This window comes from Arthrobacter sp. K5, assembly GCF_040448525.1.
In the GTDB taxonomy this organism is placed as follows: Bacteria; Actinomycetota; Actinomycetes; order Actinomycetales; family Micrococcaceae; genus Arthrobacter; species Arthrobacter globiformis.
The window spans coordinates 3,006,970-3,020,173 of sequence record NZ_CP159279.1; the positions used below are offsets into that span (position 1 = coordinate 3,006,970).

A 13,204-nucleotide genomic window follows, 5' to 3' on the forward strand; every position below is an offset into this window, starting at 1 on the left:
CAAAGACACAGTTTACGGCACTACAAAACAGGCACTCTCCCAAGCTGAGGAATCACAATGCAACTAATGTTGCCTGCAAAGCAATTTTGTAACGGGGCTGAAATGTTCGTTCGCCCCGGCTAGAGCCGAGGGCGCGTCCCAAAGAACAGCTCAGTCACACGGGCCAGGCGGTGCGGATCCTCCACGCCGCAGAGCTCCCGGGCCGAGTGCATCGACAGCAGGGGAACACCCACATCCACGGTCCTGATGCCCAGCCGGGTGGCCGTCAGCGGGCCGATCGTGGAACCGCACGGCATCACGTTGTTGGAGACAAACTCCTGGAAGGGAACGCCGGCCTCACCGCACAGCCGCGCCCAGAGTGCAGCCCCTGCTGCGTCGGTGGCGTACCGCTGGTTGGCGTTGATCTTGAGCAGCGGTCCGCCGTTGAGGACAGGACGGTTGACGGGGTCGTGGCGTTCGGCATAGTTGGGGTGGACGGCGTGGCCGGCGTCGGCAGAAACACAGAGCGACGCCGCGAACGCCTGCCGCCGCTGGCTCGCCGAGGCGCCCAGCCCGTCCGAGATCCGGACAAGAATGTCTTCCAGGACCGGCCCGCACGCCCCGGACCGGGACGCGGAACCGATTTCCTCGTGGTCGAAGGCGGCGAGCACAGCAATCGGTGCGGTTCTCCCGGAAGCCTCCGGGCCGCCGTCGGAAGCGTCAGCGTGGGCGATCAGCGCCGTAATCCCGGCGTGCGTGGCGGACAGGTTGTCCAGCCGCCCGGAGGCGAAGAATTCACTCCTGACCCCGAAGACCGCAGCCGGCTGCGTGTCCGCGATGACGACGTCGTACCCGCCGATCTGGGCCGGATCAACAGGCGTGCCGCCAACAGGATTGCCCCCGCCGGACACCCGTTCGGCCAGCACCGCCAGCAGGTCCTCCCCGTTAGGATCGCCGAGCCCGAACACCGGGTTCATGTGCTGCTGTTTGTCGAGGGTGAGGCCTTCGTTCACGGCCCGGTCAAGATGGATGGCCAGCTGCGGAAAGCGCAGCAACGGACCGGTGGTGGTCAGGTGCTGCGTGCCGTCGAGCATCACGAGGCGCCCGGCCAGCTGCAGTTCCCGGTCCAGCCACGAGTTCAGCAGCGGACCGCCGTAGACCTCCACGCCCGCCTGGAGCCACCCGAAACGGCCCGTGGTCGGCTTGGGCTTGAGCTTGAACGACGGCGAATCCGTGTGGGCGCCCAGGATGTTGAAGCCGGTGGTGGGTCCGGCACCTTCGGGCGTGACCCATGCGATGAGCGCACCGTCCCGGACAACGTAGAACTTGCCTGCCGTGGCCTCCCAGGGCTGCAGCTCGTCCAGGCCGGTGAAGCCGGCCTCCGCCAGGCGCCGGGCGCCCTCGTGGGCGGCGTGGAAGCTCGACGGCGAGGCGCTGACATAGTCGCCCAGGTCCCGGATGTGCTCTGCGGCGGAGGAATGGAGAGGCATGGCTCCGAGTCTAGCGTTGCCCTAGATGGTGACGTTGAGCCCTGCCGTGTAGCCGCCGGACACGGAACCCGACATGGTGGCCAGCTGGTAGATGCCGCCGTCTTCGCCGAACACGTTGTCTGACTGCAGGGTTGTGTTGGGGAAATTCCGGGCGCTGGTTTCGTAGCCCGCAGAGGCGTAGACCTCCCTGCAGGCAGCGTCGGTCATGGCTAGCTGCGAGACAGCAAGGACCTGCCCTGCCGCCGTGGCGTTGTTCATGGACTCGAACACTTCGAAGTGGATATGCGGCCAGCGGCCGTTGTAGGCGCCCGGGTAGATGGTCTTGAAGGTGACCTGGCCGTTGGCGTCCGCCTCCTGCACGCCCCGCAGGAAGTTCTCGTTCTCCAGCCCCGAATCGTAGAGCGAGTACCGTCCCTCCTTGTCGCAGTGCCAGGCGTAGACGGCCGCACCGGCCAGCGGGACGCAGCCGTTGGAGTTGTCGAGCAGGGTCAGTGTGACGGTCAGTGGTACGCCGTCCGCCGTCGTGGTGGACGTGCCGAAACTTGAGGTGATGTCCTGCCGGACCACCCCGGAGGCTTCCAGGACGTTAGGCCCGTTGGAGCCGTCGCCCGGATACGGACCGGCGGTCTCCTGCGGGATCTCGACGCCGCATTCGGCGATCGCCCGGGTGACGGTGGGGGTCGAGGTAGCCGAGCCGGACGGCGCCGTCGCCGTTGTGGTGGCGGTAGCGGTTGCGGCAGCGGAAGCCGTCGACGGCGATCCTGAGGGTGCCGACGATGACCCGCCGGGCGTGCAAGCCGCCAGCGCGGCCGCCGTGCCGGCGCCGAGGAACATTCCCAGCGAGCGTCGGGACATCAGCGTGGACAGATCGAACTCGAGCCCGCGGTCATGGCTGGGATGCGGCTCGTGCCGGGGCTGCTGCCCTTCGGGTGTGCGTGGAGTTGTCATGGCATCATCCAACTCCAGCCTGCTATGGCGTGCATAGGGCCCGGCTGTGTGCAAGCTGTGGAGCCTGTTTCCGTAATTGCCCGTTCAGTAGTCCGGGTTGCTCGGGGTCACCAGGCCGGTTTCGTAGGCGTACACCACGGCCTGGACGCGGTCACGGAGGTGCAGCTTGGTCAGGATCCGCCGGACATGTGTCTTCACGGTGGCCTCCGACAGGAAATAGCGGTGCGCGATCTCCGCATTGGAAAGCCCCTCGGACATCGCTTCCAGCATCTCGGTTTCGCGCGGAGTGAGGTCCTCCAGCAGCGGGTCGCGGGGAGCAGGTGCCGTGGCTGGCGGGGACGCCTCGGCTGGACCATTCAACGCGGAAACGGGTTCTGCCCCGCGGACGTACGTCTCTAGAAGCCGCTGGGTCACCCGGGGCGCCACTACGGCGTCGCCGCTCGCCACCACCCGCACGGCCTGGACCAGTTCGGCGGGTGCCACATCCTTGAGCAGGAAGGCCGAGGCGCCGGCCTGCAGGCCGGCGAAGGCGTACTCGTCCAGGTCGAAGGTGGTCAGGATGACGATCCTGGCACGCGAACCTGAACTGGTGATGGCCCGGGTGGCCTCGATCCCGTCGAGCGTAGGCATCCGGACATCCATGAGCACGACGTCGGGATCGAGGTGGCCCACCTGGCGGACTGCCTCGGCCCCATCGGAGGCCTCGCCCACCACCTCAAGTCCGTCCTCACCCTCCAGGATGAGCCGGAACCCCATCCGCAGCAGCGGCTGGTCATCCGCCAGCAGGACCCGGAGGTGTCCGGACTCATTCATTTATTCCCCCATTTTGCCGTTTTCCAAGTTGCCGTCCCGCATCCCGCCGGTCAGCGTGCGCCGTCCTGTGTCCGGCCGTTCAGTGCCAGGACGGCCTGCACGCGCCAGCCGCCGCCGGCGGCCGGGCCTGCCTCCACCGTACCGCCGTAGATCCGGGCCCGTTCCTTCATCCCGGCCAGGCCCTGTCCTGTCCCGCCGGAAGTGGCGGCCTCAACGGTGCCCCGGCCGTCGTCGTGCACTTCTATGGTGACGGTGGAATCGTCGCGCACCACCAGTACGTCCACCCGGCTCAGTGCGCGGCCGTAGCGCAGCACGTTGGTCAGCGATTCCTGCACGATCCGGTACACGGTCAGCTGGAGAGCCACCTCCTCCGGCAGCGCCGGACCCGTATGCGAGTAATGGACGGGAAGGCCTGCGGTCCGGAAGCCGTCCAGCAGCTTCCCGAGGCTTGCGCCGTCCGCGAGCGGCTCACGGGGCGCCCGGCCGGCGGAGGCGTCATCCCGCAGGACGCCGAGGACCCGGCGCATGTCCGCCAGCGCGGTGCGCCCGGTCCTGGACAGTTCCGCGAGGACCTCCGCGGCGCGTTCCGGATCCCTGCGGACCACGACGGCGGCGCCGTCGGACAGGGCGACCATCACGGTCAGCGAGTGGGCAACGACGTCGTGCATCTCACGGGCGATCCTGTTGCGTTCGTTGACTGAGCCCAGGCGTGCGGCCTGCGCGGCCCACGCCGCGATTTCCTGCTCGTGCTCCCGCCGCTGCCGGACGGAAATGCCGATTCCGGTGGCGATGATGTTGGAGAACGCGATGCTGGTGCCGGCCGCGATGCTGGTCACCAGGTGGAACTCCTCCGGCGAGGCGGCGTGCTTGGGCAGTTCCCGCTCCAGCGGTCCCACGGCGGCCAGGAAGTACAGCAGCGCCAGTGGCGCTGTGGCCACGGCCATCGTGACCAGGGCAAAGCGGCGCGTGTGGACCACAGCCACCGCGTACAGCGAGAACCACAGCCCTGCCGACACATTGGATCCCCACGGATGAAGCAGACTCACGCCAACCTCGGCCGCCGCGACGAACACCACCACGGCCACCGGGCGCCGGCGCCGCAGGAAGAGGGACAGGGCGACGGCCGCGAGCAGCGCGACCGCGGCCCACCTGCCCGTAGTGGCGGCGTCGATCACGGTGGGCACCACCAGCACCGCATAGCAGGCGGCGACCACGGCGTCCATTACCCGCGGACGCCGGTGCAGGTAGCGCCGGAGCAGGCCCCGCCGTCGGGCAGCAAGCTCGGCGAAGGACGCGTCAGCCGGCGTGGCTGGCGCGTCCTTCACCGAGACAGCATCAATCATGGGCAGGACCTGGGTGCGGCTAGACGTCCCGTTTCTTCAGCAGGACCATGGCCAGGACCACTGGCACCACCACCCAGCCGCCCAGCACCAGGGCCGCCTGCCACACCTCCAGCGTGTCGGGGACGTGCTCCACGGCGGTCAGCGGGTTGATCGTGTTTCCGGGGAGGTACTTGCGGGCCTCTTCGAAGAAGTCGCCCGGGATGAGCTGGAACGCAATCGGGGCCACAAAGAACAGGCCAACGAGGGCCATGATGCCCCCGGCTGAATTCCGCAGCATCGTGCCGAGTGCCGTGCCGATTGCGGCCACCGCTGCCACGTACACACTGGTGACGAGGAGCAGCTTGACCGACTGCGAGCTGGCGAGGTCGAGCTTGAGATCGAAGTTGTCCAGGATCGGCACCGCCACCAGGCCGGCAATGTAGGTGGACACGGCCGTCACGACGAAGGCGCTGAGGATCACCACCACGAGCTTGGCAATGAACGCGGGGAGCCGCTTGGGCACCGCCGCGAACGTCGAGCGGGCCATGCCGGTGGTGAACTCGGAACTCATGAGCAGGACGCCCAGTGAGCCCAGAATCAGCTGTGCAAAGGCGACGCCCGAGGTGGGGACCGTGACGGCAAGGTCGCCGCCCTGTGCCGCGATGGCCGCCGCCGCCTCGGGATCGGAGCTGGCCTGGTCCGCGAACTGGCCTGTTCCCCAGGCGGACAGGGCGCCGAAGCCAACCATGACGATGGCCGTCGAAACAAGCAGGATCAGTGTGGACAGGAGCGTGCGGAACTTGATGAATTCCGAATTCAGGACCCGGAAGAAGCTTGGACCCGGTCCCGGGTTTGCAGCGTTGCGATGGGCCGCGCGGCCGGGACCGGCGGCCGGCTGGGTGGAAGTCGATGTGCTCATGGCGTCAGTTGCCTCCGGACTGGGCGGAAACCGGGGCTCCCGTGGTGATCAGCGAGTGGTATTCGACCTCGTCCTTGGTCAGCTCCATGTAGGCCTCTTCGAGGCTGGCCTGGAGCGGGGTGAGTTCGTAGATCAGGACGTGGTTGTCCAGGGCGCTGCGGGCGATCTGCCGGGGGTCCAGGCCCGTGACCTCGAGTAGTTCGTGGTCCTGCAGCTCCACCGAGACACCTGTTCCGGCGAGAACGTGCATGAGCCGGTCGGGCTGGTCGGAGCGGACCCGGGTCCGGCTCTGGCCCTTGCCCGTGATGATGTCCTTGATGGGTGCGTCGGCAATGATCTTCCCGCGGCCGATCACGATCAGATGGTCGGCGGTCAGGGCCATCTCACTCATGAGGTGGCTGGAGAGGAACACCGTGCGCCCCTCGGAAGCCAGGTACTTCACCAGGTTCCGCACCCAGACCACGCCTTCCGGATCGAGCCCGTTGACGGGTTCGTCCAGGATGATGGTCTGCGGATCGCCGAGCAGCGCGGCGGCGATGCCCAGCCGCTGGCCCATGCCAAGGGAGAACCCCTTGACCTTTTTCCGGGCCACGTCGGCCAGACCGGTCATGTCGATGACCTCGTGCACCCGCTTCCGCGGGATGCTGTGCGTGGCGGCCATGGCCAGCAGGTGGTTGTACGCGGAGCGGCTTGTGTGGACGGCCTTGGCGTCCAGCAGCGCCCCGATTTCGCGCAGCGGTGCCGTGTGCCGGGCGAACGGGACACCGTTGACGGTGACCGTCCCCGCCGTCGGGGTGTCCAGGCCCATGATCATGCGCATGGTGGTCGACTTGCCGGCCCCGTTGGGTCCAAGGAAGCCGGTGACCTGGCCGGCTTGGACGGTGAAACTGACACCGCCGACGGCGGTTTTGTCGCCGTAGACTTTTGTCAGGCCTTCTGCCTCAATCATGGAAGCTTTCCTTTGCGTAGCTACGGGCGTGCTGTCTGGTGTGCACGTTCCACGCTACCCACGTCGGCTGCCGAATTCGCCGGTCTCAGGGATGATTCAGGGGCGAATCAGGGTACCGGGTGTCATCCGGTGGGATGAGCGACGCGTCAGTTGCCGTCCGCCGGTGAGTAATAGCGCAGGGCGGCACGTTTCAGGGTGAACTCGACGGCCCGGACGCCTGGCATGGCTTCGCCGTCCACCGCCAGCACCATGGGGGCGGTGCCGCACTCCACGCGGACACGGGTGGCTTCGGTGAGGTGGGTGATCCTGGACGTCGCCACCGTGCCGGTCAGCACCGACCAAAGCATGCGGAGGCGGGCGAAAGACTCGTCAGCGGTCATCATCCTGACGTCCAGGACGCCGTCGTCCAGCACCGGCCGGAAGAGCGGAGCATGGTCCCGAGGGAAGTAGCGGCCGCGGCCCAGATACATGATCCACAGCCGGTGGCGGACGCCATTGACGATCAGCGTTATCGGCTTCTCCACGGCGAATGTCCGGAACATGGCCACAACCCCGGCGAGCGGCTTCCCCAAGGCGGGCTGCAACTGTTCGCGGCGTCGCACCAGGTTCGGGTACAGCCCGATGCTCGCGGTGTTGAGCATCGTCAGCTCCACCTGTTCGGGATCGTCCGCGAGACCGCGTTCAACGGCCACGACGCCGACGTCCGCCAGGGCCGCTTCGCCGCGTTCAGCTGCGGCCACCGCTTCGACCACGGAGGGCGTGCCGGCGTCCCGGGCGAAGTGGTTGAGCGTTCCGCCGGCCAGCACCAGCAAGGGAAGATCATGGTCGATGGCGGCCGCCGCCGCGGTGCCCACTGTTCCGTCCCCGCCCCAGACACCCAGAGCGCGGGTGCCAGGCCGGGTGGCTGCCTCTTCCACCCGCTGGGCAACATCGTCCTCCAGTGCAATGAGCGTTATATGTGCCAGTGGGAATACTTCCTTGAGGGCGGCGGCGGTTTCCTCGGTGAACGACCCACCCAGCGTGTTCACGGCAATGCTCAGGCCCTCGCCCTGCGGGAGCGGGGCCACCTGCACCCGCCGCCTCGACGTGGGAGGCATGGGCGGCCGAACAGGCCACCACTTCCTCGTCACGAGGGCTGCGCCGGCACCGATTGCCGAACCGAAGAGCACATCCGAGGGCCAGTGGGCGCCTGTATGCACTCTGGAGTATGCAACGCCGGCGGCAACAGGAGCGACGACCGCTCCGAGCACCGGCTGGACCATTCCAGTGCCCAGGGCGAATGCGACCGCCGAGGCGGAGTGGCCGGACGGCATGGATGAACTGGTGGGCTGCGGATGGACGAAGCGGAACACCGGCAAATGCTCAGGGAGCGGCCGCGCGCGGGGCAGCAGGGTCTTGAAAACGAGGTTCGTCACTGCTGAGGCGACGCCCTGGGCCAGCAGGCCGTGGAGTGCTGCGCGCCTGGTGCGCCCCGGGATGGCGGCAGCCACGGCAGCCACGCCAAACCACAGCTTTCCCTTGTTGGCCGAGGCCGAGAGCCGGCGGAAAAACGTGTCGTGGTGCCCGCCCGGGAAGCCGGAAACGGTCCGCATCAACGTGCGGTCGAGGGCGGCAATCCAGCCTGGCCCCCGGTGCAGCATTCGTCGCATTTCCCCACCCTACCGCCCGGTACAGCGGTGTGCTCCCGGCTTCTGTTCCAGGCGGGTCATTCCCTGGCGGGAAGCGGCGTGGCGGCACCCGCGAGCATCAGGGCGACCAGGATGGGCACACCGATGGCCAGCAGTGCCATATGGATTCCGGTCAGGTCCCCCAGGTAGCCGAGCAGCGGCGGACCGGCCAGGAAGGCGACATAGCCGATGGTGGAAACCACCGAGACCCTTGCCGCTGCGTGCCGGGGATCGTCTGCGGCTGCCGACATCCCCATGGGAAAGGCCAGGGCCGCCCCCACTCCCCACAGCGCTGCTCCAACGGCAGCCAGCCACAGGTTTCCGGCAAACACGAACAGTGCCAGGCCTGCGGCGGCGGCTGCCATGCTGCCCCGGAGCACTGCCACCCGGCCGTACCTGTCAATGACGGTGCCGCCGAAGAAGCGCATCGTGGTCATGGCCAGGACGAAGAGCGCGAAGAGCAGTGCGCCGGTCGATTCGGAGGTTCCCAGCCCGTCCACGGACGCCTTGGCGATCCAGTCGTTGCCTGCGCCCTCGGTCAGCGTGGCGCCGAGAACCACGACGCCGATCAGCAGGGTGCGGCCGTCCCGCCATGCCGAAGGTCCGCGGACCGTCTTGGCTTCACCGTCGGCGGGCCGCTCCGGTGCGGTGTGGGGGAGGAAGTACCGGGGGACCACGATTGTCAGCACCGCCACTGAGGCGGCGATGACCAGCAGGTGCTGCGGCAAACCCACGCCGATTCCCGACAGGCCAGCCCCGATCAGGGCCCCTACGAAGGCACCGCCACTGAAGGCAGCGTGGAACTTGGGCATCACCGTCTTGCGGAGCCGGTGCTCGACGTCGGCTCCCTCAACGTTCTGGGACACGTCCCACAGCCCGATGCCGATGCCGAAAAAGAAGAGGGATGCAGCGGTGCCGGGAACCGACTCAGCGAGCAGCGACACTGCGATGCCTACACCCGCCAGCGCGGCCAGCAGGCCGCTCGCCCGGACGGTGTTGGCGGTGCCGATCCGGCTGATGACGTGCCCGGCGGTGGGAAGCGCGATCAGCGACCCGACGGCGGTGCACAGCAGCAGGGTTCCCATCTGCCCGGACGAGATCCCGAGGATCTCCGTCACAGCCGGAATGCGGGCCGCCCAGCTCGCAAAGACCAGGCCGTTGGCGCCGAAGATGATGAACGTGGCCAAGGCGGCGGCGGAAACCTGCCGGCCGGCAAGCTGCTGGGTTGAAGTCATTCGTCAACTCTAGTGCCGCGCAGCTTGAGCCTGTCGAACCCGTCAGCGGGCGCGTTCCACCCGCTTCTCGTCCCAGACCGGCTCCGCCGACTCGTACACCTTGCCGTCGGAGCCGAAGACCAGGAAGCGGTCGAAGGTGCGGGCGAACCAGCGGTCGTGCGTGACGGCGAGGACCGTGCCCTCGAAGTGGTCGATGGCCCGTTCCAGGGCCTCGGCCGAGTGCAGGTCGAGGTTGTCGGTGGGCTCATCCAGCAGCAGCAGCGTGGCACCGGACAGCTGCAGCAGCAGGATCTGGAACCGTGCCTGCTGTCCGCCGGACAGCGACTCGTACTTCTGTTCCGACTGCCCCGCGAGCCCGTAGCCGTCGAGAGCTCCGGCAGCGGCCTCCCGGCCCAGGCCGGAACGGTGTTCGTCGCCGCGGTGCAGGATGTCCAGCAGCGTGCGGTTCATGAGGTCGGGCCGGACGTGCGTCTGCGCAAAGAACCCCGGCCGGATACGGGCGCCCAGTTTCACGGTGCCTTCGTGGGGCACCTCGGCAATTTCGACGTCGGAGACCGGAAGGTGCTCCCGCTCCGGATCAGTGCCTCCGGTGGCGAGCAGCCGCAGGAAGTGCGACTTGCCGGAGCCGTTGGAGCCCAGCACGCCCACACGGTCCCCGAACCAGATCTCGGTGGAGAAGGGCTTCATGAGACCGGTCAGTTCCAGCTTTTCGGCCACGACGGCCCGTTTGGCGGTGCGGCCGCCTTTGAGCCGCATCTGCACGTTCTGCTCGATGGGCAGGGCTTCCGGCGGTCCGGCCTCGAGGAATTTGGCCAGCCGGGTCTGGGCTGCGTGGTAGCGGTTTGCCATGTCGGAGCGGAAGGCGGCCTTGTTCTTGTACATGTTGACGAGTTCCTTGAGCTTCGCGTGCTCCTCGTCCCAGCGCTTGCGAAGCTCCTCGAAGCGGGCGTTCCGGTCCGCCCGGGCCTCGACATACGACCCGAAGCCGCCGCCGTGGATCCAGGCGCCGGCCCCGTTGATGCCCGGCTCGAGCGTGACGATGCGGCCGGCGGCGTTGTTCAGCAGCTCCCGGTCGTGGCTGATGAAGAAGACGGTCTTCTTCGATTCGTTGAGCTTGTCCTCGAGCCAGCGCTTGCCCGGGACGTCGAGGTAGTTGTCTGGTTCATCGAGGAGCAGCAGCTCGTCGGGACCGGCAAAGAGCGCCTCCAGCACCAGCCGTTTCTGCTCGCCGCCGGACAGCGTGGACGCGCGGCGGTGCTGGGCGCGGTCAAAAGGCAGTCCCAGCGCGGCCATGCAGACCTCGTCCCAGACGGTCTCGACGTCGTACCCGCCGGCGTCTCCCCAGTCGACGATTGCCTGGGCGTACCGCATCTGGGTGGGCTCGTCGTCGTGCTCCATCATGGCCAGCTCAGCCTCATCCACGGCGCGGGCGGCATCCGCCAGTGCCGGAGGTGCGGCGGACAGCAAAAGGTCGCGGACCGTGGAGTCGTCACGGACCTGCCCCACGAACTGCCGCATGATGCCCATGTTTCCGGACCGGCCGATCACGCCTTCGTCCGGAGTGAGGTCTCCGGCGATGATCCGGAAGAGGGTGGTTTTGCCTGTTCCGTTGGGTCCGATGAGCGCCGTCTTGGTGCCGTCCGGGACCTTGAAGGTCACCCCGTTGAGCAGCTGGCTGCCGTCGGAGAGGAAGTAGTCGATGCCGGAAACGTCAATATGGGCCACCGGGCAATTCTCCCACGCCCCGCCCGCCGGAGTTTTTGCACAGATATCGTGCCCAAATGCGCCCAGGAGTCGCGACAAGTCGATAAGAACTCCGAGGGAGGCGGGGGTGGGAGGTGCGCGGGTGTCAGCCAGCGGCGGTCAGGAATTTCTTCAGGAGCGGGCCGGAAGTCGTGGCGCCAAGCCCGCCGTCCTCGACGAATACGGCCACGGCCAGGTCCCCGTGCACGGCGATGATCCACGCGTGGGTCTTGGGCGGGTTGGCGTTGCCGAACTCGGCGGTTCCCGTCTTGGCACCCACGGGTTCACCGGGGACCTCGGCCAGGAATCCGGCGTGGCCCGAGGTCACTACGGCACGCATCATGTCCGCGAGGGCGGCTGCTTCCGCCTTGGTCACAGGGGTCTGGGCGGTCTTTGCGGGGGCTTCCGCTGTGACGGTCGACGACGGGGCGGAACCTTCCGGTGTCGGCGTGGGAGTGGCCGATGCCGACGCGGACGGAGCGCTCTCCTCCACCAGGACCGGGGACACGGGGGCGCCCTTCGCCACCGAGCCTGCCATCACGGCGGCGGAGAGCGGGGACATCAGCACCCTGCCCTGGCCGATCATGGCTGCCGCGTGCTCGGTGCCCTCGGCCTCACCGGGAACGGAGCCAAGGAACGCCTCGGCGCCAAGCTTCGGCGCCTCCACGGCCACTCCGAGGGACGTGGCGGCCGACTCCAGCTGGGCCTGGGTGACCTTGTCCCGGGCGGCAATGAAGGCGGTGTTGCAGGAGTGGGCGAAGGCGTCACGCAGGGTCACGGATCCCAGGGAGTCCTTCGGATAGCCCTCGGCGTTCTTGAACTTCCGGCCGTCGACGGTGAGCGTAGGCGTGCATTCAACGGTGGAATCGGGGGTGAACCCGTTGCGGAGCATGGCGAGGGAGTCCACCACCTTGAACGTGGATCCCGGCGCGTACTGGCCGAGCATCGCCGTGTTGTAGCCGTTGCTTCCGGGACCCGACGCGGCGGCCAGGACCGCCCCGGTGGACGGCCGGAGCGCCACGATGGCTGACGCAGGCTTGACGTCGGCAAGGGTGTCCTCGGCAAGCTGCTGCAGCTTCGTGTCGAGGGTGGTCTGCAACGGCGTGCCGGGAACTGCCTGCACCTCAAAGACGGTGCGCCGCGGGTCGGTGGGCGCGGCCTGGATCTCTTCCCGGGTCAGATCGGCGCGCTGCACGCGGACCACGGTGCCGTCTGTTCCACGGAGCTGTGCATCGTACTGCTGCTGGAGTCCGCCCGTGCCGATGACGTCGCCGGCGGTCAGGGTGCCGTTGGACTTTTCAATCTGCTCGGCGCTGGCTTCGCCAACGGTGCCAAGGACGGCCCGGGCGAAGTTCCGCGTCGGTGCCAGCGGCAGTTCGGCCGGGATGGCCCGGCCACCCGGGATGGCCTCGATCTCGGCGTCGGTCACGGCACGGTCGCTGGTGTTGCGCAGGGTGATGGCGGGAACGAATGCCTCAGCACCGGACGCCTCCACCTGCTGCACGTAGGCCGCGGGATCCACGCCCACGAGCCTGGCGAGCCTGGTGGCGGCATCGGCGGCATCGGCGCCGCCCAGCTGCGGTTTGTCGATGCCCACGTTGACCACCGGCCGCAGCGTCACGAGCTTCTGGTTGCCGGCACCGAGGATGTCGGCCCGCGGGGACGACTGCGTGGCCTTGCTGAGGATCTCGCCTTCGGCCAGATTTGGGACGAGCAGTCCGGGCGACCAGACGGTAAGCCACTTGTCGCCGGATTTCCGCAAGTCGGCCTCGACGGTGTACTTCCACTCGCCGGTGGAAATCTTCCAGCTGTAGTTCAGCGGGATCCGGGCAGTGTCGCCCTCGAGCGTCAGCTCGCCCGTTTCGACGGAGGGCTTGGCCGGCGCCAGCGCCTTGAAGACCTGGTTGAGCTGGTCGTTGGCCACCGTCGAATCACGCCCATCGAAGGCGACCGGGCGGAGGTCCAGGCCGGCGACGGCGGAGGCCAGCTGCTTTGCTGCGGCTTCCGCACCGCCGCGGCCGTCGTCGCAGGCCACCAGTGAGCCGCTGAGTATGAGACCGGCAAGGACAAGTGAAAGTTTTTTAGTGTTCCCCACGGCGTTATTATCCCCCGGCGGATGCGGGCAGCGAGCCACAACAC

10 protein-coding genes are annotated in these 13,204 nt (G+C 67.8%); all 10 read right to left on the reverse strand.

Going from position 1 to position 13,204, the window contains the following annotated elements:
- Positions 1-119: 119 nt before the first annotated feature.
- The gene (locus ABRP34_RS13615) at positions 120-1,469 is read right to left on the reverse strand and encodes a M18 family aminopeptidase (protein ID WP_353710582.1); all 1,350 of its coding nucleotides are present in this window, start codon (positions 1,467-1,469) and stop codon (positions 120-122) included.
- A gap of 21 nt (positions 1,470-1,490) precedes the next feature.
- Positions 1,491-2,417, reverse strand: coding sequence for an intradiol ring-cleavage dioxygenase (locus tag ABRP34_RS13620; protein ID WP_353710583.1), 927 nt, complete (start codon positions 2,415-2,417; stop codon positions 1,491-1,493).
- An 84-nt stretch (positions 2,418-2,501) separates the two neighbouring features.
- Positions 2,502-3,230, reverse strand: a complete 729-nt coding sequence (locus ABRP34_RS13625) for a response regulator transcription factor (protein WP_353710584.1) — start codon at positions 3,228-3,230, stop codon at positions 2,502-2,504.
- Between the two features lie 50 nt (positions 3,231-3,280).
- A complete protein-coding gene (locus ABRP34_RS13630; protein ID WP_353710585.1) occupies positions 3,281-4,573 on the reverse strand; it encodes a sensor histidine kinase in 1,293 nt (430 codons plus the stop codon).
- A 19-nt stretch (positions 4,574-4,592) separates the two neighbouring features.
- Positions 4,593-5,471 (reverse strand): ABC transporter permease, encoded by an 879-nt coding sequence (locus tag ABRP34_RS13635; RefSeq protein ID WP_353710586.1) that lies wholly within the window; start codon positions 5,469-5,471, stop codon positions 4,593-4,595.
- Between the two features lie 4 nt (positions 5,472-5,475).
- Positions 5,476-6,420 (reverse strand): ATP-binding cassette domain-containing protein, encoded by a 945-nt coding sequence (locus ABRP34_RS13640; protein ID WP_353710587.1) that lies wholly within the window; start codon positions 6,418-6,420, stop codon positions 5,476-5,478.
- A gap of 146 nt (positions 6,421-6,566) precedes the next feature.
- A complete protein-coding gene (locus ABRP34_RS13645; RefSeq protein WP_353710588.1) occupies positions 6,567-8,069 on the reverse strand; it encodes a phosphatase PAP2 family protein in 1,503 nt (500 codons plus the stop codon).
- Positions 8,070-8,125: 56 nt separating this feature from the next.
- Positions 8,126-9,322 (reverse strand): MFS transporter, encoded by a 1,197-nt coding sequence (locus ABRP34_RS13650; protein ID WP_353710589.1) that lies wholly within the window; start codon positions 9,320-9,322, stop codon positions 8,126-8,128.
- Between the two features lie 42 nt (positions 9,323-9,364).
- Positions 9,365-11,047, reverse strand: coding sequence for an ATP-binding cassette domain-containing protein (locus ABRP34_RS13655; protein ID WP_307098416.1), 1,683 nt, complete (start codon positions 11,045-11,047; stop codon positions 9,365-9,367).
- A gap of 124 nt (positions 11,048-11,171) precedes the next feature.
- Complete coding sequence (locus ABRP34_RS13660) at positions 11,172-13,160, reverse strand: penicillin-binding transpeptidase domain-containing protein (protein ID WP_353710590.1); 1,989 nt, start codon at positions 13,158-13,160, stop codon at positions 11,172-11,174.
- Positions 13,161-13,204 lie beyond the last annotated feature (44 nt).